The 23,183-nt window shown below is 74.1% G+C and carries 19 protein-coding genes and 1 tRNA gene; 6 read left to right on the top strand and 14 right to left on the bottom strand.

The annotated features are described in order from the left end of the window. The first annotated feature begins 96 nt into the window (after positions 1–96). Positions 97–783, top strand: coding sequence for an alpha/beta fold hydrolase (locus CS0771_RS21595; RefSeq protein ID WP_212842679.1), 687 nt, complete (start codon positions 97–99; stop codon positions 781–783). Between the two features lie 66 nt (positions 784–849). On the opposite strand, the gene ggt is transcribed toward CS0771_RS21595, so the two are convergent. The 3 genes from ggt to CS0771_RS21580 form a co-directional block, all read right to left on the bottom strand. Then, positions 850–2,667 (bottom strand): gamma-glutamyltransferase, encoded by a 1,818-nt coding sequence (gene ggt, locus CS0771_RS21590; protein ID WP_244870938.1) that lies wholly within the window; start codon positions 2,665–2,667, stop codon positions 850–852. A gap of 89 nt (positions 2,668–2,756) precedes the next feature. Then, positions 2,757–3,254: an emopamil-binding family protein gene (locus CS0771_RS21585; protein WP_212842678.1), complete on the bottom strand. Its 498-nt coding sequence runs from the start codon at positions 3,252–3,254 to the stop codon at positions 2,757–2,759. A 78-nt stretch (positions 3,255–3,332) separates the two neighbouring features. Beyond that, complete coding sequence (locus CS0771_RS21580) at positions 3,333–3,764, bottom strand: protein phosphatase (RefSeq protein WP_212842677.1); 432 nt, start codon at positions 3,762–3,764, stop codon at positions 3,333–3,335. A gap of 97 nt (positions 3,765–3,861) precedes the next feature. Between CS0771_RS21580 and CS0771_RS21575 the strand changes: the two genes are divergently transcribed. Then, complete coding sequence (locus CS0771_RS21575; RefSeq protein WP_212842676.1) at positions 3,862–4,233, top strand: hypothetical protein; 372 nt, start codon at positions 3,862–3,864, stop codon at positions 4,231–4,233. A gap of 16 nt (positions 4,234–4,249) precedes the next feature. On the opposite strand, the gene CS0771_RS21570 is transcribed toward CS0771_RS21575, so the two are convergent. After that, positions 4,250–4,552, bottom strand: a complete 303-nt coding sequence (locus CS0771_RS21570) for a DUF1905 domain-containing protein (RefSeq protein WP_212842675.1) — start codon at positions 4,550–4,552, stop codon at positions 4,250–4,252. A gap of 81 nt (positions 4,553–4,633) precedes the next feature. Here CS0771_RS21570 and CS0771_RS21565 point away from each other — a divergent pair, with 81 nt between their 5' ends. Next, a complete protein-coding gene (locus CS0771_RS21565) occupies positions 4,634–5,653 on the top strand; it encodes a DUF695 domain-containing protein (RefSeq protein WP_212842674.1) in 1,020 nt (339 codons plus the stop codon). An 11-nt stretch (positions 5,654–5,664) separates the two neighbouring features. Here CS0771_RS21565 and CS0771_RS21560 read toward each other — a convergent pair whose 3' ends face one another. Genes CS0771_RS21560 through CS0771_RS21550 form a run of 3 tightly spaced genes read right to left on the bottom strand, consistent with a single transcriptional unit; the run spans position 5,665 to position 8,878 of the window. Beyond that, complete coding sequence (locus tag CS0771_RS21560) at positions 5,665–6,495, bottom strand: alpha/beta hydrolase (RefSeq protein WP_212842673.1); 831 nt, start codon at positions 6,493–6,495, stop codon at positions 5,665–5,667. Positions 6,496–6,554: 59 nt separating this feature from the next. Then, positions 6,555–7,532: an AraC family transcriptional regulator gene (locus CS0771_RS21555; protein ID WP_212842672.1), complete on the bottom strand. Its 978-nt coding sequence runs from the start codon at positions 7,530–7,532 to the stop codon at positions 6,555–6,557. Positions 7,533–7,582: 50 nt separating this feature from the next. Further along, positions 7,583–8,878, bottom strand: a complete 1,296-nt coding sequence (locus CS0771_RS21550; protein WP_212842671.1) for a Gfo/Idh/MocA family protein — start codon at positions 8,876–8,878, stop codon at positions 7,583–7,585. Between the two features lie 134 nt (positions 8,879–9,012). Here CS0771_RS21550 and CS0771_RS21545 point away from each other — a divergent pair, with 134 nt between their 5' ends. Continuing rightward, a complete protein-coding gene (locus tag CS0771_RS21545) occupies positions 9,013–10,500 on the top strand; it encodes a hypothetical protein (protein ID WP_212842670.1) in 1,488 nt (495 codons plus the stop codon). Between the two features lie 78 nt (positions 10,501–10,578). Here CS0771_RS21545 and CS0771_RS21540 read toward each other — a convergent pair whose 3' ends face one another. The 4 genes from CS0771_RS21540 to CS0771_RS21525 all read right to left on the bottom strand — a co-directional run bounded on the left by CS0771_RS21540 (position 10,579) and on the right by CS0771_RS21525 (position 14,779). Then, positions 10,579–11,502 (bottom strand): neutral zinc metallopeptidase, encoded by a 924-nt coding sequence (locus CS0771_RS21540; RefSeq protein WP_212842669.1) that lies wholly within the window; start codon positions 11,500–11,502, stop codon positions 10,579–10,581. Between the two features lie 41 nt (positions 11,503–11,543). Then, on the bottom strand, positions 11,544–13,220 hold the full coding sequence (locus tag CS0771_RS21535; RefSeq protein WP_212842668.1) for a hypothetical protein: 1,677 nt from the start codon (positions 13,218–13,220) through the stop codon (positions 11,544–11,546). A 156-nt stretch (positions 13,221–13,376) separates the two neighbouring features. After that, positions 13,377–14,315, bottom strand: a complete 939-nt coding sequence (locus CS0771_RS21530) for a sensor histidine kinase (RefSeq protein ID WP_212842667.1) — start codon at positions 14,313–14,315, stop codon at positions 13,377–13,379. Between the two features lie 128 nt (positions 14,316–14,443). Continuing rightward, positions 14,444–14,779 (bottom strand): STAS domain-containing protein, encoded by a 336-nt coding sequence (locus CS0771_RS21525; RefSeq protein WP_212842666.1) that lies wholly within the window; start codon positions 14,777–14,779, stop codon positions 14,444–14,446. 110 nt (positions 14,780–14,889) lie between these two features. Here CS0771_RS21525 and CS0771_RS21520 point away from each other — a divergent pair. Both CS0771_RS21520 and CS0771_RS21515 read left to right on the top strand, forming a co-directional pair. After that, positions 14,890–14,962, top strand: a tRNA-OTHER gene (locus tag CS0771_RS21520). Between the two features lie 24 nt (positions 14,963–14,986). Next, the gene (locus CS0771_RS21515; protein ID WP_212842665.1) at positions 14,987–16,867 is read left to right on the top strand and encodes a hypothetical protein; all 1,881 of its coding nucleotides are present in this window, start codon (positions 14,987–14,989) and stop codon (positions 16,865–16,867) included. On the opposite strand, the gene CS0771_RS21510 is transcribed toward CS0771_RS21515, so the two are convergent. From CS0771_RS21510 to CS0771_RS21500, 3 genes are all read right to left on the bottom strand, one after another. Then, positions 16,864–18,531, bottom strand: coding sequence for a CdaR family transcriptional regulator (locus CS0771_RS21510; protein WP_244870937.1), 1,668 nt, complete (start codon positions 18,529–18,531; stop codon positions 16,864–16,866). The genes CS0771_RS21515 and CS0771_RS21510 overlap by 4 nt on opposite strands. A 162-nt stretch (positions 18,532–18,693) precedes the next feature. After that, complete coding sequence (locus CS0771_RS21505) at positions 18,694–19,845, bottom strand: M20 family metallopeptidase (RefSeq protein WP_244870936.1); 1,152 nt, start codon at positions 19,843–19,845, stop codon at positions 18,694–18,696. Continuing rightward, positions 19,845–23,180, bottom strand: a complete 3,336-nt coding sequence (locus tag CS0771_RS21500; RefSeq protein ID WP_212842664.1) for a serine hydrolase — start codon at positions 23,178–23,180, stop codon at positions 19,845–19,847. The genes CS0771_RS21505 and CS0771_RS21500 overlap by 1 nt, the downstream gene beginning before the upstream one ends. Positions 23,181–23,183: the final 3 nt, after the last annotated feature.

The raw sequence follows: 23,183 nt of genomic DNA, 5'->3' as shown, positions 1-23,183 counted from the left end.
TGGGCCTAGGTTGGTGCACGTGGTCGCGTTCAGGGACCGGGACCTCGCCCGCTCCTGCCGAACGTGATCTGAACGCACTGGAGAAAGGCAACCGACATGGACATCCTGCTCATCGCCGGCCTGTGGCTGGACGGCTCCGCCTGGGCCGAGGTCGCGCCCGCACTCGAGAAGCTCGGCCACCGCGCCGTGCCGATCACCCTGCCCGGCCAGGGTGACGGCGCGACCGGCGCCACGCTCGACGACCAGGTCGCGGCGGTGCTCGCCGCCGTCGACACGGCCGACGGCAGCCCGCTGGTCGTCGGGCACTCGGCCGCCTGCACCCTGGCCTGGCTGGCCGCCGACGCCCGCCCGGAGCGGGTCGCCAAGGTCGCGCTCATCGGCGGCTTCCCCAAGACCGACGGGCAGCCCTACGCCGCCTTCTTCGAGATCGAGGACGGGGTCATGGCGTTCCCGGGCTGGGGCCCGTTCGCGGGCCCGGACACCGCCGACCTGGACGAGCAGGCCCTGGCCGCCATCGCGAGCACCATGGTCGACGTCCCGGGCGAGGTGGCCACCGGCGTGGTACGCCTGACCGACGAGCGGCGCTACGACGTGCCGGTCCTGATGATCTGCCCCGAGTTCACCCCCGACGAGGCCCGGGAGTGGATCGCCGCCGGTGACCTGCCCGAACTCGCTCGCGCCAAGCACATCGACTTCGCCGACATCGACTCCGGGCACTGGCCCATGTTCAGCCGGCCGGACGAGCTGGCCCGCCTGCTCGCCGCGGCCGCGACCGGCGTCTGACGGCGCGGCCGGAGCGCCGTTCCCACGGCACGGGGGCGTGGGAACGGCGCTCCGGTCACGACCCGGTCAGGACGTCGGCCACACGACTCCGGCGGCGCCACCGCCCCGGCGCACCGGCTCGGCCGCCGCGAGCAGCCGGCCGTGGCCGAGGAACTCGATGCCGGTCGCGGCCCCGATCTCCGGGCTCGGCCCGAACACGTGACCCAGCGCGGTCAGCCCGGGGACGTCCGGGGCGAACTCCGCCTCGGCCAGCACCGAAGCCGTGTTGCGCTGGGTGGCCCGCGCGGCGGCCACCGCCTCCGGCAGGGTCATGCCCAGGTCCAGGCGGTTCACCAGGATCTGCAGCACCGTCGTGATGATCGTCGAGCCGCCGGGCGTGCCCACGGCGAGGAACGGCTTGCCGTCCTTCAGGACGATCGTCGGGGCCATCGAGCTGCGCGGGCGCTTGCCCGGACCGGGCAGGTTCGGGTCCGGGGCGGTGCCCTGCGTCGGGGTGAAGTTGAAGTCGGTCATCTCGTTGTTGAGCAGGAAGCCGCGGCCCGGCACCACCATGCCGTTGCCGCCGGTCTGCTCGATGGTCAGCGTGTACTCGACCACGTTGCCCCAGCGGTCGGCCACGGTCAGGTTCGTCGTGGACTGGCCTTCGGTCACGGCGGAGCCCGGCGCCACCGTCGCGCAGCCGGTGTACGACCCGTCGGGCTGTCCCGGGGCGACCGGCTTGACCAGCGCCTGCGCCGGGTTGATCTGGCACGCGCGCTCCTTGGCGAACCCGTCCGACAGCAGCTCGTCCAGCAGCGCCCGGGGCGTGTGGTCGCCGACGTAGCGGTTGCGGTCGGCGAAGGCGAGCGCGCTCGACTCCAGGTAGTGGTGCAGCGCCTCGGTGCGCGACAGCGCGCTCAGGTCCGTCTGCTCCAGGATGTTGAGCGCCTCCCCGACGGCCTGGCCGCCGCTGGACGGGGTCGGCATGCCGTACACCTCGTAGCCGCGGTAGCCGATGCGCGTCGGCTCGGGCGTGCGCACCCGGTACGCCGCCAGGTCGGACAGTGCCATGGTGCCGGGGCGGATCGGGTAGGCCCAGGTGCCGACGGGCGCATCGGCCACCGGCGGGTGCTGCACGGTGTCCACGATGTCGCGGGCCACCGCACCCCGGTAGAACACGCCGGTGCCGTGGCGGGCGATCAGCCGGTAGGTGTCGGCGAGGTCCGGGTTGCGGAACACCGAACCGGCCGCGGGCGGCTGCCCGCCCGGCAGGTACAGCTCCGCCGTGGACGAGAACTGCCCGAACGCGGCCGCGTTGTCGCTGATCTGGGTGCGGAACGTGTTGTCGACCAGGAAGCCCTTGTCGGCGACCTTCACCGCCGGGCGCAGCGCGTCGGCCAGGTCCGTGGTGCCCCAGCTGCGCAACGCCTTCTCCCACGTGGCCAGGGTGCCGGGCACGCCCGCGGAGATGCCGCTGACCCGCGCCTCCGGGAACGCGAAGGGCAGGCCGGTGGCCGGGTCGACGAACGCGGTCTCGGTCATCGTCAGCGGCGCGGTCTCGCGCCCGTCGATGGTGTACACGCGCCGGTCGCGAGCGCTGTAGTAGACGAAGAACCCGCCGCCCCCGATGCCCGCCGAGAACGGCTCGGTGACGCCCAGCGTGGCAGCCGCGGCGATCGCGGCGTCGACCGCGTTGCCGCCCTTGCGCAGCACGTCCAGGCCCGCCGCGGTCGCGTCGGCGTCCACGGTGGCCACCGCCCCGCCGTAGCCGACGGCGGTCGGCTGCTTGGGCGGGGCCGACGGCGGCGGCGAGGGCGATCCGGCGTGCGCCGGTGCGGTGAGGACCGTCGAGGCCAGGGCGGTGGCGGCGAGCAGAGCGAGCGCACGGTGGTGACGCGGTCTCACAGGTTCCCTCCCGGATCGGATCAGATCGATGCCCTCACCGTATGCCGGGACGCCGCCGCGCGCATGCCGGCCGCGCCGCCACCAGTCTCTCAGAACCGGCGGGTGAACGGCTCCGGCTTGCGCATACGCGCCAGGAGCAGCAGCGGGAGCAGCACGTACGGCAGGTTGAAGGCGAGGAACTTGGCCGGGTTCGGGGTCTGCCACTGCGGCTCGCCGAAGAACTCCACCCCGAACACGATGATCCCGGTGATCGTGGAGATCATCGTCGCGTAGATCACCGCCGGGAGCTGGATCCAGTTGCGCCCGCGCAGCAGCGCGTACACCAGCACCACGTAGAACGGCATGTAGACCAGCGCCGACAGGCCGGTCACGATGCGCATCCACACCGGCGGGTTCATGAACAGCGGGTCGGTGTCGTGGGCGTACCAGTGGTTGGCGTTGAGGATGAAGTTGTCGGACGGCTCGCTGAAGTCGAAGCCGAGCGTCGGCATCAGATCGGCGATCAGCGAGGTGATCGTGAACGCGCTGAACACGACCGCGAAGAAGATGTCGATCCGGCGCGCGCGCAGGGGCAGGTTGGCGCTCATGGAGGTGTCCTCAATCGATACGAGGTTGATCGAACGCCGTGCAATGTACTGCCCGGCGCCGCCCCGCGACACCCCTGTTCAGGCGGCTCCGAACCGCTCGACGAAACGCCGCTGCCACGGCGTCTCCACGGCCCGGCGGTCGTAGTGCGCCCGCACCCAGCCGACCGCCTCGGCCGCGGGCACGCCGTCGAGCACGGCCAGGCAGGCCAGCGCGGTCCCGGTCCGGCCGCGTCCGCCGGCACAGGCGAATTCGACCCGCTCCCCCGCCGCCCGGCGCAGCGCCTCGGCCAGCACCCCGGGCAGCGTGGCCGGGTCGGCGGGCAGCCGGAAGTCGGGCCAGCGCACCCATCGCGCATCCCAGGCGGTGCCTGGCGGCTCATGGCCGAGCAGGTAGACGCCGTACTCCGGCAGCGGCCCGTCCGGCAGCGGCCGGCTCAGGCCACGCCCGCGCACCAGCCGCTCCGACGGCAGCCGCAGCACGCCCGGCGTGCCGACCTCCCAGGAACCCATGCGCCGACCCTAACCACCGGCCCGGTCCCCCGCACGGCCATGGCCCCACCGGCGCGACCGCCCTACGCTGATCGCACCACGCCTGGGAGAGATGCGAATGGATCACGGCCGAACGTCGGCGCCGCCTGCAGCCGGACCGCACGGCCGCCGCCTACGCGCCGGGATCGCGCTGGCGCTCGGGGCGCACCTGGCGACGATCCTGGTGGCATGGCCGCTCGCCCTGTTCTACCCGAAAGAGGCGGTCGATGGCGGCTTCGGCGAGCACCCGGCGCCACTCGACGTGTATCTCCCCGCGCTGATCTCCGGGCAGGCGGTGCTGGCGACCGTCGCGCTCGGGTGCGGCATCGCCGGTGCCGTGCGCCGCGAACGCGGGACCGGGCTGGGCGTGCTCACCGGCTGGGCCGCGGGCCTGCTGCTCTGTCCGGGCGCCGCCTATTTCGTCGGGCTCACCCTGGTGCGGATCTACTGAGTAGCAGCGGGCGGTCTCAGAGGTCGACTAGTTCCACCCGCACCGAGGCAGTGTCGCCCACGTCGAGCCGCTGCGCCTTGCGTACGGCTCGCTTGACCGGCAGCACGTAGCAGCCACGGGCGCCGTCCGGGAAGATCGAGGTCGCCCAGCTGCTGGTGCCGATGGTGACCTTCACCCGCACCGCGCCGAACCCGCGGCGCGGACCGGCGGAAAGCTCCCGGATGTCCTCGGACGCCTCGGTGGGGAGGCTGACGAACGTCCAGCTCTCGTCGCGGCGGGCGTCCCACAACCACAGCTCGGCCTCGAAATCCACGATCACCGCCACAGCATCACACGATGCTGCGACAACGAGCCGCCCGGGCCTTTCGCGGCAGCGGGCCGACCCGTAAGCTCCCTCGCCATGATCTTCTCGCGCCGTCGTGACCCGTCCTCCGGCATCAGGGACTTCTGGGCCGCCTGGCCTGGGCTGCGGGCCCGCGCCGAGGCCGCGTTCGCGGCGAAGGAGGTCGACCACGACCTGGTCCGCGAGGTGTCCAAGCGGGTGGACGCCATCCACGGCGACCTGGAGTGGGAGTTCAGCAAGGGCCGCACCGCGCAGCACGCGTTCATCGTCAGCGCGGCCGGTGACCCGGCGCTGCGCGCGATCGCCCACCGCTGGCAGCTGGCCGCGCCCGCACCCGACGCCACCTGGGAGTATCACGGCGCCCGCCAGGCCGAGCCGGAGATGCTCGACGGAGCGTTCGAGGCGGACGGGGTCCGGGTCCAGCTCGCCGACCTCCGCTACGGGTTCGCGCTCGACGAGCCGCGCCACGAGTACGACGTCGTGGTGTACCACCCGGCCTTCGTCTCCATGCCCGAGCAGCACCGCCTGCGCCTGGCGTACCTGTCGCTGACCTGGCTGCTCGGCGAGGACGGGGTCGAGATCTGGATCGGCACGATCGACGCCACCGTCGCCGAGCTCGACGGGGCGCTGCCCGGCGCGGCGCTGGCCGAGGCGGTGTCCGCGCTCGCCGGTCAGTTCGACGAGGACAGCTGGGCGGTGCTCGGCACCCCGGAGACAGCCCCCGTGCCCCGGGTCGCGACGGTCCAGCAGCCGCTCAAGCCCGCCCGGCGGCCCTCGTACGACACCCACATCGGGGTGACGCTGCCGTTCCGGGCGACCGGCAACGGCCTGCCCGACCGGGACTCGCTGCACGCGCTGCGCGCCTTCGAGGACAGCCTGGCCCCGCTGCTCGACGGCGCCGAGCTGATCGCGCACGAGACCGGGGAGAACGTCCGTACGCTGCACATCTACGGCGACTCGACCCGCTTCGCGGCCAAGCCGTTGGAGAAGCACGCCGCGTCCTGGCGGGAGGGCCGGGCGAAGGTCCGCACCAGCACGGATCCGTCCTGGGAGCGGGTGCGCCACCTGCGGCCGTGAGCGGGCGGGGATCAGCCGAGGCGGTCCTCGAAGTCCGGGCCGAGGGCGGTCAGCCTGGTGCGGGCCGAGCTGTCCCCGGCCAGCCGCCAGCGCAGGAAGTCCGTGGTGGCGTCGGCGACCCGCGCCCAGTCCGGGTCGGACGTGAACATGAACGGGTTGCGGTGGGTGCCCAGCGGCAGCGTCAGGAACGCCTTGGGCCAGGGAACCGCCTCGTACGCCGCCCGCCCCTGGTCGATGGTGACGACCCGGTCGCCGAGCCCGTGCACGAACAGCAGCGGCGCGGGCTCGCCCTGGAACGCGGTGCCCACGTCGCGGGCGCTGCCGGCCAGCACGAGCCCGGCCTTGAGCCGCGGGTCGCGCCACTTGCCGAGCGCGCCCACGGTCGTCATCCCGCCGAGCGAGTGCCCGCCGGCCGCGACGCGGGCCGGGTCGAGGCGGCCGTGCAGCGGGTCACCCGGCTGCCCCGCGCGGGACAGCAGGGCGTCGAGGACGGCGGTGACGTCGGCCGGCTGCTTGAGCAGGTCCATGATGTCGAGCTTCGCGGCGGCGCCGTGGGTGTACGGGAACGTCGGCGCGGCCACCGCGAATCCGGCCCGCGCCCAGTGGTCCAGCAGGTCGGCGTACTCGGCGACGTGGCAGGTGTAACCGTGCACGAACACCAGCAGCGGATGCCGCCCGCCGCCGGCCGGCAGGCGCACCTCGGTCGGCAGCGGCCGCTCCGGCCCGTTGGCCAGGTCGAGCCGCAGCACCGACGGCGGCGCGGGCGACGCCGGTGGAGCGGGTGCGCCGCAGCCCGCCACGAGCAGCAGCCCCACAGCGGTGATCAATGTCCTGCGGCGCACCCGAACCTCCCCGTCCGTCCTGCATGGAGATACCGGCTGGGACCCGGGTGCGGTTGCCCCTAGGTGCGCAAGGTGTGCCGCGGTGATCTGCCGTACTCCTCGCGGTACACCGCGGCGAACCGGCTCAGGCTGGCGAAGCCCCAGCGCCGGGCCACGTCGGCGACCGTGTCGCCGCGCGCCGGGTCGGCCGCGAGCAGGTCGCGATGGGCCCGCTCCAGCCGCACCCGGCGCAGGTACGACATCGGGGTCGTGTCGGCGTGCCGGCTGAACGCGGCCTGCAGCCCGCGCGAGGAGATCCCGGCCGCCTCGGCGATGTCCTCGACGGTGACCGGCTCGTGCGCGTGCGCGTCGATGTACGCGACCGCGCGGCGCAGCGCGGCGGGCGCCACCCGGCCCGGCTCGGCCAGGTGTCCGACCGAGGTGGCGGTGTTCGGGAAGGTGGCGACGGCCACGGAGGCGGCCAGGTCCACCGCGGCGGCGTGCACCAGCGGGTTGGCCAGCGCCGAGTCCGGCGCGGACAGCACGTGGTAGAGGTAGGCCATGGTGTCGCGCCAGTGCCGGGCCGCGTGCGGCGACACCGGGGACATGCCGTCGAAGCGGAAGTCTGCCACCGCGATGCCGGTGGACCGCGCCGCGACCCGGGCGACCCGCTCGATGGGCAGGCGCAGCAGCCGCACGTCCAGCTCGCCCCAGCGCACGGTGAACGGGACACCGGTCGGGTAGAGGTACGCCTCGCCGCGGCCCGGCCGCAGCTCGGCGCGCCCGGCCCGGATGGTGATCGACGGGCTCAGCGGCACGCCGAACATCAGGTAGGTCAGCGGCTCGACGGCGTTCTCCACGGCGGCCGTGTGCCGCACGCTGTCCATCGCCAGCTCCCCGGCGCCCACGGTGTGCTGCCGGTACACGAACTCCCCGGACGCGCCGAACAGCCGATGCCGGTGGTCGACGTACGTGTCCCGCAGGACCTGGTGTGCCACCTCCAGGTCCCGTGTCGTGTACTCCAGCGCGCGCACCCGCGGTGCCCCGCCGTCTGTCATTGCCCACCCCCGACGCCACGGCCCACCCGCGCTGTCGGTGTCAGGCGTGCCTAACCTCCAAACGACGGGGTGGGCGCGAGGGTGGTGCCCGGCCTTTGTACGGTGATCACGGCGCCCTCGTGCCGGGCCTGCTCGGCGGCGAACGTGGCCAGGTGGGAGTTGAGCGTCGCGGCCGGGCCGGACAGGATGCGGTCGCGCTCGCCGGTGGCCACCGCGGCGGTGAAGGCGTCCATCAGCCCGGCGTCGCCGCCGCCGTGCCCGCCCGCGGCGTCCGCCCCGCCTGCCGTGGCCGGGTCGTGTCTGGTCGCGGTGCCGGTGACGAAGTCGTGCACGGTGATCGCGGTGCCCTCGCAGACCAGCTCGCCGCGCGTGCCGAAGATCCGGGTGCGCCGGTGCCCGCCGGTGTTGAACGCGTTCATGGTGAACACCGCGCTCACGCCGCCGGCGAACTCCATCGCCACCACCTGGTGGTCGACCACGTCGTTGTCGCAGGCGTACACGCAGCGCCCGTAGGGTCCCTCGCGCAGCGCGGCGGTCAGCGCCTCCTCGGTGAAGACGGGCGTGACGACGCTCAGCGGCCAGCCGTGGTGGCCCCGGGCGAGCCGGTCACGGTAGAGGCGGGGTGCGGAGTACGGGCAGCCCGGCTCCACCGCGCAGTCCAGGCAGCGGTCGGCGGCGCCGTCGGGGCGGTGCTCGGGGCGGAAGTGGCGCAGCCCGCCGAAGCTGGACACGCGGGTGATGTCGCGGCCGACGACGTGCTGCAGCCAGTCGATGTCGTGGCACGACTTGGCCAGCAGCATGAAGCTGGACAGGTCCTCGCGGCGCCAGTTGCCGCGCACGAACGAGTGGGCCTGGTGCCAGAACCCGACCGGCTCGTGATGCTGCACCGACACCACATCGCCGATCGCGCCGCCGTCGAGCAGGCTCTTGACCAGCCGCGTGTACGGCGCGTAGCGCAGCACGTGGCACACGGCCAGCATCACGCCCGCCTCGGCGACCGCGTCGACGACGCGTACGCACTCCTCGGGGGTCGGCGCGAGCGGCTTCTCCAGCATGATGTGCAGCCCGCGCCGCGCGGCCGCGATCGCGGGGGCGGCGTGCCCGGAGTCCTGGGTGGCGATGAGGACCGCGTCGACGTCCAGCGCAGGATCGGCGAGCAGCTGCTCCCAGCTCGGGTATTGCGCGGCCGCGGCGATGCCGTGGTCCACCGCGAAGCGCTCGCGGCGCTCGTCCTGCGGCTCGGCGACGGCGACCACCCGTGCCCGGTCCGGGTGTGCCAGGGCCCACCGCGAATACGCGTTGCCGCGGTCACCGGCACCGATGAGGGCGAGGCGGACAGGGTGCACGGTCGGACCTCCCGGACGATGATCAGGTCGGGGCTACTATAGAAACCGGTTTCCGCATGCCGCAAGCGGCACAGCCGCCGAGGTCCCCGGCGCGGGACAGCGCCGGAAGCGCGGATGTGCCAGCATCACGCGTCATGAGCAACGGGGAACCTCTCAGACGTGTCTCGCCCGCCGCGCCTGTGCTCGCCGGGCTCGCCGCCCTGGCGACCGGCGTCGTCTTCTACTACTACGGCCTCGCCTCGACGGCGTACCTGGTCGGGCTCTGGTTCTACAAGGGCGGCAACACCTCCCTGGCGCTGCAGACGGTGGTGATCGTGCTGGGGGCGGCGCTCACTGTGACGGTTGCGGACCGGTGGCCCGGCGTCCTGCGCAGCAGCGGCTGGCTGGTCACGACCGTCGGCCTGCTGGCCGTGCTCGCGGCGCTGCAGCTCAAGCCGGAGCCCAAGATCCAGGCCGGCGACCCGATGGCGGGCCTGCTGGGTCCGGTCCAGGCCCACCGGATCCTCTCCGTCATGCTGGAAGCCGGACTCGGTGTCGCCATCGCCGGCGTGCTGCTCGGGACAGCACTGCCGGGCGCGATCCGCCTGGCCACCGGGCTCGGCCTGATCGCCGGGATCGCGCTCGGCCAGCCCGTCCTGGTCCTGCTGGCCGAGCGCGGACCGGGAGCGGAGCCACTCGACCTCGACCTCATCCTGCCCATCGCCGCGCTCGTCCTGGCGCTGCTCGCCGCCTTGGCCTGCTCCCGGCAGCGCAGCGCAGTCCCACCGGCCGCGCCCTCGCCGGAAGGGACACCGGCGGAGGCGGTGCCGTCACGGCGGCCCGGGATCTGGGGTGCGGCGGTCGCCGTGCTCGCCGCGACGGTGATCGTGCACGCCGGGCGCCTGCTACTGCGTACGGTTGCCGACGAGGTGCAGGTCACCCAGGACGGTCTGCCCACGCCGCGCCGGGCCGAGTTCGCCGAGGACCTGATGCGCTACGGGCTGGTGGCGATCACCGTCGCGGCAGCGCTGGTGCTGGCCGGGTATGCGTACCGCCGGGGCCGGGCAGACCTGGCCGCCTGGCCCGTGCTGTGCTTTCTGCTGGCCACGCCGCTGGCGCTGGCTCTGTGGGCGTTCACGCCGGTCGGGCGGTCGCCGTACACGATGGCACTCATCGCGCTCGCGGGGATCGTTCTCGGCGCGGCGGCGGTGTGGTTCGCCGATCGCCGGCTGCCCTGGGACGTGGTGGGCGTCGCCGCCGCCGGATGCGGCGTCGTGCTGGTTCTGAACAGCTACCGGCAGGACGCGACGTGGCGCGAAGCCGGCACGATGCTCGCCTTCGCGGGCATCGGCTTCGCGCTGAGCACGGGCCTGGTGCGGGTGCTGCGCGCCACCCGGGGCGAGCCGGGCGGGGCGGCCGCGGCGCTGCTGCTCGGCTTCGCGGCGCTGGTGCTGGCCTGGCCGTCGAACGTCACCCTGGCGCTGGGGCTGACCGGCCATGACGGCATCGACGCGGCCTGGACACTGGTGGTGGCCCTGACCGGGGGCACGGCCGCGGTGCTGGCGCTGCTGTTCGGCTTCACCCGCGCCGTGGACCGGGTGCGCCGCGACATCCGCGCCGAGGCGGCTCGGGCGGAGTCCTGACCCGCAATTATCGACGAAGCTCCCGCCACGCTGTTCCGGCAGCGCGGCGGGAGCTTCGATCCTCACACAGGCGGGCGGTCAGACGCCCTTGGTGAAGGTGTCGCACTGGCGGCCGTCGCCGGTGCGGAAACCGGTGTTGAACCAGTCGCTGCGCTGCTTGGCGGTGCCGTGGGTGAACTTGGACTCGTCCACGGGCACGCCTGAGCGCTCCATGATCTTGTCGTCACCGATCGCGGCGGCCGCTTCGAGCGCCTGGTCGATGTCCTGCTGGGTGACCGACTTGAAGATCGGCTGCCCCTTGGCGTCCTCGGTCTCGGTCGCGTGCTTGGCCCATACCCCGGCCAGGCAGTCGGCCTGCAGCTCCAGCTTCACCGACAGCGCGTTGGCGTTGCCGGGGTCGCGCTCGGACTCGCGCTGCACCTGCGCCGAGGTGCCGAGCAGGTTCTGCAGGTGGTGGCCGTACTCGTGCGCCAGCACGTACGGCTGGGCGAACTGGCCGTCCGCGCCGAACCGGCTGGCCAGCTCGTCGTAGAAGGACAGGTCGATGTAGACCTGGTTGTCGGCCGGGCAGTAGAACGGGCCCACGCCGCTGTCGGCCGAGCCGCAGGCGGTGTTCACGGCCTGGGAGAAGAAGACCGTGTCGGTCTGCTGGTACGCCTGCCCGAACGTCTCCGGCATCGCCTCGCGCCAGTACGCCTGGATCGAGTTGATGTACAGCGCGTTGCGGCACTCGGCGTTCTCGAGCCGCTTCGGGTTGGCCGTCGAGCAGGTCTCGCTGACGCCGGGCCCGCCGGCGTCACCGCCGCCGCCGAGCATCTGCGGGCCGAGGAACGCCCCGGCCAGCGCCAGGCCGATCACCAGCAGCGTGCCGATGATCCCGCCGCCGCTCGTGGGGATCGGGATGGGGATGCCGCCACCGCCGAAGCTCCGGCCCCCACCGCCACCGCCCCGGGCGTCGGTCACCTGGCTGGTGTCGATATCCGCGTTCTCGTTGAGGGTCATGGCGCGGGGATACCCCGCGCCATGCCACGAGTAACCGCTGGTCAGCCGCCGGGCGCGTAGTCGACGACGGCTACCCGGCAGACCGGCTCGCCCTCGACGACCACGGCGTGGATCTCCCGGTAGCCGGGACCCGGATCGCCGCTGACGATGCGGAAGTACGGCTGGCCGTCGCCGATCCCCACGAAGTTGTCCGGCAGGTCCACCTCGGCCAGCGAGTTCCACTGGTGCTCGTCGCGGAACGTGGGCGCCGGGTCGGGGGTGTAGCGCTGGTAGTTCTCGCCCAGCCAGACCGCCGCCGCCCGGGTGCACGAGCCGTAGTAGGTGCTCTCGTAGTCGTGCCGGGCCTCGGCGTAGCCGCCGACCAGCGGGTTGAAGTACGAGTACTCGTACGGGTAGATGCGGGCGGAGGCGTAGAGCACCTCGACCTGGCCGAGCACCGCCAGGCCGAGCAGCGACCAGGCCAGCGCGGTGCGCCCGGACGCGAACGCCTGCCGGATCCAGCGCACCAGCAGCACGGCGCCCAGCACGATCAGGCCCGGCGCCACGAACAGGAACTGCCGCAGGCTGTTGTACAGCGTCGAGTGCGCCCCGATGATAAGCACGAGCGGCACCAGGATGTACGCGCCGACCAGCAGCAGCCGCCCGTCCACGCCGGTGCGCCGGACCAGCGCGACCGCCCCGGCGACCACCGCGGCCGCGGTCAGCGCCACCACGGGCAGCGGCGAGCCGATCACCAGCCACCAGGGCGCGTAGTACCAGGGCAGCTGGGTGGAGCGGACCATCTCGCCGCCGAAGCGGATCTCGTTGTCCCAGTCGTACTTGGCCATCGACTCGACCGAGGCGAGCAGGCCGTCGGTCGGGTTGGTCAGCAGGTACGGCCACAGCAGCGACATCACCAGGTAGGCGGTGGTGCCGATGGCCAGCAGCGCGGTGATCTGGTTGGTGATCTCCGACCGCAGCTCCCGGCCGCGCAGCTTCCAGCCGTGCAGGGCCCAGTAGCCGCCCGCCACCAGCGCCAGCAGCCCGAACCACAGCAGCGCGTTGACCCGGATCGAGGCCGCGAAGCCGATGGCGGCGCCGATCGCGCCCAGCTCCAGCACCTCGCCGCGCCGGTCCGGCTCCTGCCAGCGGCGCATCAGCCGCAGCACCAGCCAGAGCACCAGCACCATCGCCACGGCCAGCGGGATGTCCTTGGAGTTGTTCATCATCTGGCCGGTGTAGCGCGGGTAGAGCGCGAGCCCGAGCGCGGCGGCGAACCCGGCCCACGCCCCGGTCACCCCGCGGCCGGCCAGCTCCCGGGCGGCCAGCCCGATGATCAGCATGCCGAGCACGCCGAACAGCCCGTTGACGATCGTGCGGGTCTGCCACACCTCGCCGGTGAGGTGCTGGAAGAACGCCACGATCAGCTCGAACCCGGCGCCGTGCTGCGGCATGTAGAGGTAGTCCGGGAAGTCGAGGAAGGAGCGGTCCTCGGTGCCGGACAGGTAGAACTTCAGCACCCGGGCGCCGTAGTCGTCCTGCATGTACTCGTCGTAGGTGCGGCCGTGGAAGCGGCCCTGCGCGATCGTGAACCAGGTCATCACCAGCAGCAGCACGCCGGTCAGGGCGTACGGCAGCCGGACGCCCCGCCACCACGGCGCCGCCGGCTCCGGTGCCTGCGGCTGGGGCGGAACCTGGTCCGGGGACGCGGACACCGGCTCGACATCGACATCGGACACGTGGCTGCTCCTGAGTGCTCGGGGAAAGGACGGCCGTACGGGCCGGTCAGGGCCCGCGTACCGCGATGAAGCTCGATGCCGGCCCGGATCGGCGCCGCGCTCCACCGCAGGATTGTCGCTTAGCGCCCGCCCCGGCACCAGTCGGGCGCGCACCGCTCAGCCGCCGAGCCGCCCGGCGGCCAGGCGCACCGTGAATCCGTGCGGGTCACGCTCCAGCGACACATGCGTACACAGCTGATGGGCGAGCCAGAGGCCCATGCCGCCGGGGCGCGGGCCGGGCACCAGGCCGGCCATCGGGTCGGCGGGGCCGGGCCCGGCGTCGGCGACGCTGACCACCAGCCGCCCCGGTCCGGTCCAGGCCCGTAGCCGCAGCGGCGGACGGCCGTGCAGCCAGGCGTTGGTCACCGCCTCGCTGACCGCGACCAGCAGCGCCTGCAGCTCGTCGACGCTGATCCCGGCCGCCTGCCGCAGCGCCGCGACCGCGTCGCGGGCCGGGCCCGGCTGCGGATCGGCCAGGTCGACGACGGGCGCGGCCTCCTCCAGCGGGTCCCGCCACGCCTCGACCCCGGGGGTGAACTCGCCCGGCTCCTGGTACGCCGTATCGCGGTAGTGGCCGCCCGGCACGGCGCGGTAGGGGTGGGTGCGGCGCACGTCGTCGACCACGCGCGGCGGGGTGTGGCGGACGTCGTAGGGGCACAGAGCCCACACCGGCAGGCCGGCCCAGGCGGTGTTGACCGCCGACTCGTAGCGCGCCCACCAGTCCCACTGCTCGCGCAGCCCCTGGTGTGACACCTCGCCGGTCACCCGGATCCGTGTCGCGCCCCGCGCGAGCAGGTCGCCGAACAGCTCCCCGTACTGCTTGAGCGCGAGCGCCGGGCGTGCGTACTGGTCGCCGCCGTCGAGGAACAGCACCCCGCTGTCCGGACCCAGCGCGTCGGACAGCAGCCCGCGCTGCCGTGGGCCGTACGCCACGACGACCGGCTCGCCCGCGGCCAGCCCGCGGCGCACGAACGGCACGACGAGATCGAGGAACTCGCTGTCGGAGCCGGGGAACGCGGCCTCGTGGAGGAAGCCGTCAGGCGCACCGGGCCTCATGCGGCGGACACCCGCGGCCCGGCGACATGGAGATCCATGATCACGACGACCGCCTGGTGCACCGCCCAAAGGTAACAGGCGCACACCTCGGAGGCGAGGTCAGCTCACGTCCACCGGCCGCGCGGGGCTCACTCGACGGGCTCCCCGCTCAGGTGCGTGTACACCCCCGCGACCTGCAGCACCCGCAGCGCCATGCCCGTCGTGTTGACCAGCCGCATGCCGCATCCGGCCGCCGTGACGTCCGCGCGGGCGCGCACGAACGCCCTGATCCCCGACGAGTCGATGAAGGTCACCGCGCTCATGTCCACGACCACGGGCAGCCCCGGGTGGTCCCCCGCCGCCCCGGTGAGCCACCGGTGCAGCTCGTCGGCCACGGCGAGATCGACCTCTCCGGCCAGCGCGACCCGCACCTCACCGTCCGCGGCGACGATGAGGTGGCTGAGCTGAGGAGGTGTCGCGGTCACGCGAAGGTTGTAGCACACACGTCCGCCTCCGCGCTCCCCGGCGGGGGCCGCGTTCAGCCGCCGACGTGGATGCCCGGACCGTCGGAATCGGTGTGTAGTGTGCCGGACGGCAGGCCGTAGCGCAGAGGTCGTCGCGCCACTTCGCGCAGTTGGAGGACGCCGGTTCGAATCCGGCCGGCCTGCCGCCTTTCGGCTGGAGGTGTGCGGATGATCATGTCGCTGCGCAACGACCTGGCGCAGTGGCGCCGCATCCGCGCCCGCATGCCCTCACCCGAGGCGGTCACGGCGGCGGCCCGCGCCCGGGCAGCCGGTGACTGGCGCACGGCCGCGGCCGCGGTGCCCGTCGACCTCGACCTCGACCTGGCCGCCGTACGGGACCGCCACGGCGCCGAGGCGGCCGCGCGGGTCGAGGACGACCTGCGTCACCTCGCGCTGGACCTGCTGGTCTGGCACCTGCCCCGGCACCCTGGCGGCATGACGACCTACCGGGCCCGCACCAGCGCGGTGCTCGTCCCCGACGCCGTCGAGCCGGGGGCGCCGCTGATCCGGGTACGCCTGCCGCTTTCGCCCACCGGACCGCAGCGCCTGCGGCTGACCGTCGCGACCGTCGACGAGATGGCCGACCATCGCTGGTACGTCGCCCCCCGCCATACCTGGGACGTGCGCGCCACCGCCGGGCTGCGCGCCGCCTGGGGATGCGCCGACGACCGCCCGCCGCTGCTGCGTCCCGACGGCACCCCGCTCCCCTGGCCGGAACTCGGTCGCGGCTCCGATGCGGCGGCGGCCACCGAACGGATCTACCTGATGCTGGCCGCGGGTGAGTACGCCGCCGCCTGGCGGGCCTGCGGTTTCGACATCCCGTTCACCGAGACGAAGGCGCTGCAGGCCGACACCGCCCCGCCGACCTGCCCCGTCGGCCTGGCCGCCGAGCTGCGCGCGGCCGCCGCCGCGTTCAGGACGGCGCAGGTCAGCACCCAGTTCGGCGCGCACGTCGACGTGACCGTGGGCGAGACGCTCACCGCCGCGGCGGGCGACGCCCACGACTACTACGACCTGTATCCCCGCGTCGCCAGCGGTCCCATCCCGGCTGACCTGGCGCTGCTGTACAGCGGCCGGCTGACCCCCGACGACCTGCACCCCCTGCTGCGCGACGCGCTGCTGCCCGCCCGCCCCGCGCACCGGCCCGGTGCCGCGACACCGGAGTCTCCGGCCGCCGTCCTCCGCCGCCCGGACACCACCGCTCCAGACGTGACGACTTCTGGGTTGTACCCACAACCCAGAAGTTGTGACCCCGTAGCGAAAGCAGCACTCGCGAGCCCGCCGGGATGCCGGCAGCCGGAGGACGGACCAGCCGCCGACCCGGCCGCGGGCGTGGCCGCTGACCGCACGACGTCCGCGAACCCGCCGCGCGTCGACCCGCAGGATGCGCAGACACGCCGCGAGGAGACGCGGCGGGCGGGGCGGCGGCGGGGTCAGCCGGGCGATCCGGCGCGGATCCGCTGCCAGGGGGCGTGGCACGTGCTCGGCGTGCGCGAGGGTGCGCTGCGGCTGGACGACCATACCGACGACGAGCTGCGGCGGGAGCAGACGCTGCGGGCCATGGGCGGCGCGAGCGCGGGCTGCTTCGCAGCGCGGGAGGCGTGGCTGACCGGGGCCGGACGGCTGCCGAGGGCGCTGGTCGCGCAGCGGGCGCTGGTCCGCGAGCGCATGCTCGACGGCGACACCGACTGGCTGCTGGACGGCCTGGCGCGCGGCGTGATCGACCCGCACATGCGCGACGGCAGCGGCTGGTCGCTGCGGCACACCGCGATGTGGGTGGACCACGAGCGGCTGCTGCCGCTGCTGGACGCCGCCGGGGTGCCCGTCGACGCGCGCGACCGCGCCGGCCGCACCCCGCTGTACGTGGCCGTCATGAACGGCGGCGACGTGTCGCTGATCCACCGGCTGCTCGCCGCGGGCGCCGACCCGTTCGCCGAGACGGTGCACGGCGCGATGGTCGCGAGCTGCGCGGCGTACCGCGCCCGCCGCGACGACCTCGACTTCCTCACCAAGCTCATGCACGAACGCTGGGCCGCGCTGCGCGGCTAGGCGGGGCGGCTACCGGGCGGGAGGACGCGGAGCTGGAGCATCGCGGCGAAGCGGGCCTCGGGGTCGGTGAGGTCGATGCCGCCGACCTCGGCCAGGCGGCGCAGCCGGTAGCGGAACGTGTTCGGGTGCACGTACATCGCCGCCGAGGCCGCGATCACGTCGCCGAACGCGTCCAGCCACGCCCGCAGCGTGTCCACGAGGTTCGCGTTGTGCTGCTCGTCGTACGCGAACAGCCGCGCCACCGGCCCGGTCGGCCGGTCCCCCCGCGCCGCGACCAGGTCGCGCAGCTCCAGCAGCAGCGACTCGACGTGCACGTCCGACAGCCGGGCCACCCGGTGCCCGCCGCCGGCCGAGCCGGAGCGCAGCACCCGCAGCGCCCGGTCGGCGCCCGCGCGCGCCTCGGCCAGGCCGCCCGCGTCGGCCGCCACCGAGCCGATCCCGATCACCGCGCGCACCCGGTCGCCGACCCGGTCCAGGAAGTCCGTGGCGATGCGCAGCGCGCGCTGCTCGCCGTCGCCCTCCCGCGCGACCGGGATCAGGCCGTACGCCACATCGCCGACCAGGGCCGCGACGCAGCGGGGATGCACCGCGGTCAGGTGCATGGCCAGGCCGTCGGCCAGGCGCTGGCGTTCGGTGGCCAGGTTGACGTCCGTACCCAGCGACTCGCCCCGGTCGGCGCGCAGCGTGGCCAGCGCCAGCACCACCACGGGCTGGTCGGCCAGGCCCAGCCGGTGCAGCGCCTCGCGCGCCCCGGCGCCGCCCTCCAGCGCGGTGCTCAGCAGGTCTGCGCGCAGCCGGCGCTCCACGTCGGCACCGGCCCGGATGCGCAGCATGTGCAGCGCCACCAGCCGGGCCGCGTCCCGCAGCGCCTGGCTGCGCTCGGGGCTGAGCGGCTCGCGCACCGCCGCCCAGATCGAGCCGAGCACCTCGTCCCCGGCGCGCACCGCCACCGCGACCCGCGGCACGGTGAACCCGCCCGGCGAGCCCGGCGGCTCGACGAACACCGGCTCGTCGCTGCGGTAGAGGTCGCGGAACACGCCGCGCTCGGTGAGCAGGCGGGAATACTGCTCGGGCACCTGGCGGCCCAGGATGGTCTCGACCCGGGACGGGTCGGCCTCGTCCTGGCGGCCGGAGAAGGCCAGCACCCGTGAGCTGCGGTCCTCGATGGTCACCGGTGCGTCGAGCAGCGCGCCGACCGCGTTGGCCAGGGCGAACAGGTCGCCGGACGGCATACCGCCGATGGTCTGCGGCCCGGCGTCGCCGACGTCGCCCTCGGCCAGCAGCGCCCGCAGCAGCGCGGCGAGCTGCGCCCAGGACGCGCCGCGGGTCAGCGCGAGCACGGCGACGCCCGACTCGGCGGCGGCCCGCGCCAGCTCCGCGTCGCGCGGCACCGGTGCCCGCAGCACCAGCCCGGCGGCCCCCTGCGCGGCGAGCGTACGCAGCAGCCGCGCGATCTCGGCGGGTTCGCGCAGCCCGACGCCGAGCACCAGCGCGCGCTGGGGCAGCACCGGCTCCTCCAGCGGATCGTGGATGGCCACGCCGCCGATGTCACCGGCCGCGTCCGGCTCGCCGTGCACGAGTTCGAGCAGGGTCGCGCCGAGATCGTCGAGCACGCGGCCGAGGGTCGCCTGGGAGCGCAGATTCGCCTTCACCGTGGTCAGCACCGTCCGAACATAGGAGCAGGACGGCCACCCTAGTTCGTCCCGCCCGACGAGACCACCCCTCCGCTTCGTCGCCGCGCACCAACCTCATGATCGTCCGACTTGCCAGGCACCCGGGCGTATCTTGAGCGCGCTTTCGCCCATGTGCCTGGCAAGTCGAACGATCTAGCGGCCGCCGGGGAGGAGGTCGGCGATCAAGGCGGCGAGCAGGGCTGTCCGGCCGGGGAGGGCGTCGATCAGGACGTGCTCGTCGTCGGCGTGCGCGCCGCCGCCGACCGCGCCCAGCCCGTCCAGGGTGGGCGTGCCGACCCCGGCGGTGAAGTTGCCGTCCGACGCCCCGCCGACCGCCGTGCAGGTCAGCGGCGGCAGTCCCAGCTCGGCGGCGAGTTTCTGGGCGCGGGTGTAGAGCCCGGCCGACGACGCCCCGTCCAGCGGCGGCCGGTTCGGCCCCCCGAGCACCTCAACCCCGGCCTGGTTAGGAAGGGCACCTTCTACATCGGAAAACGATAAGAGGGTGCCCTTCCTTTCTAGGGCGGTGTGGATGCGGGTTTGTTCGGCGACGGTGCGTACGCGGACGTCGACGGCGAACTCGCCGAGGGCGGGGACGGTGTTGGTGGTGGTGCCGGCGGACATGAGGGTGGGGGTGACGGTGGTGCCCTGGTCGGGGTCGGCGAGGGCGGCGACGGCGAGGACCTGGCGGGCCAGCTCGATCGTGGCGTTGACGCCGCGTTCGGGTTCGAGGCCCGCGTGGGCGGCGCGGCCGGTGACGCGGACGCGGTAGAGGGAGACGCCCTTGCGTTCGGTCTTCAGGGCGCCGCCGGTGGCGGAGGCCTCCAGGACCAGGGCCGCCGCGCAGCCGGTCGCCTCGGTCTCGATGAGGCCGCGGGAGCTGGGCGAGCCGAGTTCCTCGTCGCCGTTGACCAGGATCGTCACGCCGTCCCGCGACGGCAGGGCGGCGACCGCGTGGAAGATCATGGCCAGGCCGGCCTTCATGTCGAAGCAGCCCGGACCGCGCAGCACGCCGCCGTCCACCGAGAACGGGTGGGTGGCCAGCGAGCCCAGCGGCCACACCGTGTCGTGGTGGCCGAGCAGCAGCACCCGTGTCGGCCCGGTGCCGAAGCGCCAGCGCAGGTGCGTACGCCCGTCGAGCACAATCCGTTCCGGCTCGGCGCCCAGGCGGCGGGCGCCGAGCCGGGCCACGACCTCGGCGCTGCGCGCCACCGCGGCCAGGTCCTGCGACGGGGATTCGCAGGTGACCAGCTCCTCGATGTCGGACAGCAGGACGGGCAGCGCCGCGGTCATCGCTTCGATCGTCATCAGCCGACCTTAGGGGTGGCGCGCGCGCCGAAGTGCAGGTACCGCTCGCCGGTGGGCAGCGCGTAGAAGGTCACCGGGATGTACGTCTGCTGGCCGGGCATCCGCACCAGGTAGAGGTCGTCGCGCAGGGGCGTCATCGGGAACTCCTGGGTCGGGTTCGGGCTCAGCTCGGCCAGCGGCCCGGTGACCGTGATGCGCAGCGTGCCGCCGTCGAGCACCTCCATCCGCGACCCGGCGCGCTCGTACGTGCCCAGATGCGGGCCGAGGTCGGCGGTGACCGGCGTCGGAGGCGGGGTGAGCGTGCGTGGCATGTCCACCCCCGCCAGCTCGGCGAAGATCTCCCGGTACAGGTCCTCGTACAGGTCGCGCGACTTGCCGCCGTTGGTGAGCAGCGTGACGGCCAGCCCCTGCTCGGGCAGCAGCCGCAGGAACGCGCCCTGCCCGATGGTGTTGCCGTCGTGGCCGATCAGCCGCCGCCCGTCCCAGCCGTAGCGGATCCAGCCCAGACCCCACGAGTCGCCGAGGGAGTGCTTGTCCGGCAGGTCGGCGTGCTTGTCCGCCATCGCGGCCACGCCCTGCTCGCTGAGCAGCCGGGTGCCGTCGGCGGCCAGGCCGCCGGTCAGGTGCAGCCGGGCGAAGGCGAGGACGTCGGCGACGGGCGCGCTGATCAGCCCGGCCGGGCCGACCGCGCGCGGCAGGCCCCAGACCGGTGCCCGCATGCGCTGCCCGTCCGGCCCGTCGACGTGGCCGACCGCGGCCCGGTGCAGCAGCGCGTCCTCGGGCAGGGTGCCGGTGCGGGCCAGCCCCAGCGGCGTGAACAGCCGCTGCCGCATCGCCGCGTCCCAGGTGAGCCCGGTGATCTTCTCGATGACGTACCCGGCCAGCGAGAAGCCGGAGTTGCAGTAGGACCAGGTCGCGCCGAGCGGGTGGTTCTGCGCCACCTCGGCCAGCAGCGCCGTGTACCTCTCCAGGCAGTCGTCGCCGCGCCCGGTGTCGGTGAACACGTCGCCGTCGATGCCGCTGGTGTGGGTGAGCAGGTGCCGCATGGTGACCTGCTTGGTCACGTCCGGGTCGGACAGGCGCAGCTCGGGCAGCACCTGCGCGACCGGCGCGTCGAGGTCGAGCAGGCCCTCCTCGACGAGCTGCTGCACCACGGTCGCGGTCCACACCTTGGAGATCGACCCGATCTGGAACACGCTGTCGGTGGTCGCCGTCACGCCGCTGTCGATGTTGAGCAGGCCGTACGCGGCCTCGGCCAGCTCGTCGGGCCGCCCGTCCGCGCCCACGCGCAGGATGCCCAGCGCCGCGCCGGTGACCCCGTGCCTGGCGGCGAGCACCGCCAGGCGCCGCTGCCAGTGCGCGCCGTCCACGGCCCGGCGGACGCCCGCGGCATACGTCTCGACCCAGTCGACCACGCGCCGGTTGAAGTCGACACGGTGCGACGGCGGCCCGTCGAGGATGAACAGGTGCGAGCCGTCCGGGTAGAGCACCAGCTCGGTCGGCACCCCCTGCGCCCGCAGCGCGGCGTGCCACTGCTGGGCCTGCCCGATCGGGCAGCGCACGTCGGCCGCCCCGTGGATGACCAAGGTCGGCGTACGCACCTGGTCCACTCGCGCGTACGGCGACATCGCCGCGTACCGCTCGGTGTCGCCCCACGGCTGGCCGCCCAGCTCGTGCACCGCCAGGAAGTGGCCGGCGTCGGAGGTGCCCGCCATGCTGTCGAGGTCGGCGACCACGCCCCCGGCGACGGCCGCCGCGAACCGGCCGTCGCGGCTGGTCAGGTAGCAGGTCATGAATCCGCCGTAGCTGTAGCCCGTGACCGCGAGCCGGTCCGGGTCGGCCACGCCCTCCGCCACGAGCTGGTCCAGCGGCTCCAGGAAGTCGCGGGCGTCGCCGTCGCCCCAGGCGCCGATCGCCGCGTCGAAGAACTCGGCGCCGTAGCCGTCGCTGGCCCGCGGGTTGAGCAGCAGCACCGCCCAGCCGCGCGCGGCCAGCTCCTGGTGGTAGAGGTGGATCTCGTCGGCCGCGCCGTTCCACGCGTTGTGCGGGCCGCCGTGGATGTCCAGCAGCAGCGGCCGCGGACCGGTGACGCTGTCGTCGCGGATCAGCCAGCCGTGCACCACCGTGCCGTCGGAGATCGCGAACTCGCGCTCCTGCCGCGGGAACAGGCCGGACAGGTCGGGCCCATGCTGGGTGCGCACGGTCTCGGTCCCGGCCGCCAGGTCCACGGCCACGATCTCGCCGTACGACTCCGGCGTGGCCAGCGCGAGCACGGCGGTGTCACCGGCGACGGAGAGGCCGGAGACGACCCGCCCCGCGCCGCCGACGACCAGACGCGGGTCGCCGCCGTCCACGCCGACCGCGTAGAGGTGGGTGCAGCCCCGGTCGCGGGCGCAGAACAGCACGGTGCGCCCGCCGTCGACCAGGCGCGGGGCCGCCCCCGGGTAGCCGGGACCGCCCGCCATCACATTGCGGTCGAGCGAGGCGGCCAGGTTCACCGGCTCGCCGCCGGAAAGCGGCAGCCGCAGCAGCCCGGCATGCCCGGTCGGGCCCGCCACCGTGCCTACGACCAGCAGCGACTCCCCGTCCGCGGTCCAGATCGCGGGCCCGGCGACCCCGTCGGGCAGTCCGACCTGGGTCGGGCGGGCGGCGGGGTCGCTCAGGTCGAGCACGTGCAGCGGCACCCGGATGTTCAGGTCGGCGTCGGCGGCGGTGCCCGCGCCGAAGGCGAGCCTGGTGCCGTCGGGTGACCACGACGGGTCACCGGCGTGCCAGTCGCCCTCGGTCACCTGGCGCACCTGGCGGCTGGCCAGGTCGAGCACGTGCAGGTGCTTGCGCATGCCGCGCAGCAGCCCCGCGCCGTCGGCCTGGTAGTCGACGCGCTCGGTGACGATCGGCGCCCTGCCCCGGCGGGTGCGCGCGGCGTCGTCCTCCCCCGCGTCCGCCGTGATGTCGACGGCCGACGCGAAGGCGATCTTCGTGCCGTCGGGGCTCCACACCGGCGCGCCCGCGCCGAGCGGCAGCGTGGTCAGTTGCTCGGCCTCGCCGCCGGCGGCGGGGAGCAGCCACAGCTGGGCCGGGCCGTCCTGGGCGCGCAGGAACGCCACCCGTGCGCCGTCGGGCGACCAGGCCGGGGCGACGTCGGCCTTACCGCGGGTGAGCTGCACGGCGTCGCCGTCGCGGGCGTCCACCCGCCAGATCGAGCGCAGGTTCCGGTCGCCCGCGGCGTCGGCCGTACGCAGCACGTACAGGATCGAGCCGCCGTCGGGCGACAGCGCGGGCTGCTCGGGCACCGCGAAGCTGGTCAGGTCGTCGATGCGCTGGCGGTTGGTCACCGG

This window comes from Catellatospora sp. IY07-71, assembly GCF_018326265.1.
GTDB lineage: Bacteria > Actinomycetota > Actinomycetes > Mycobacteriales > Micromonosporaceae > Catellatospora.
Note: the sequence above shows the minus strand (reverse complement) of the source record. Positions and strands in the feature narration are given on the sequence as shown.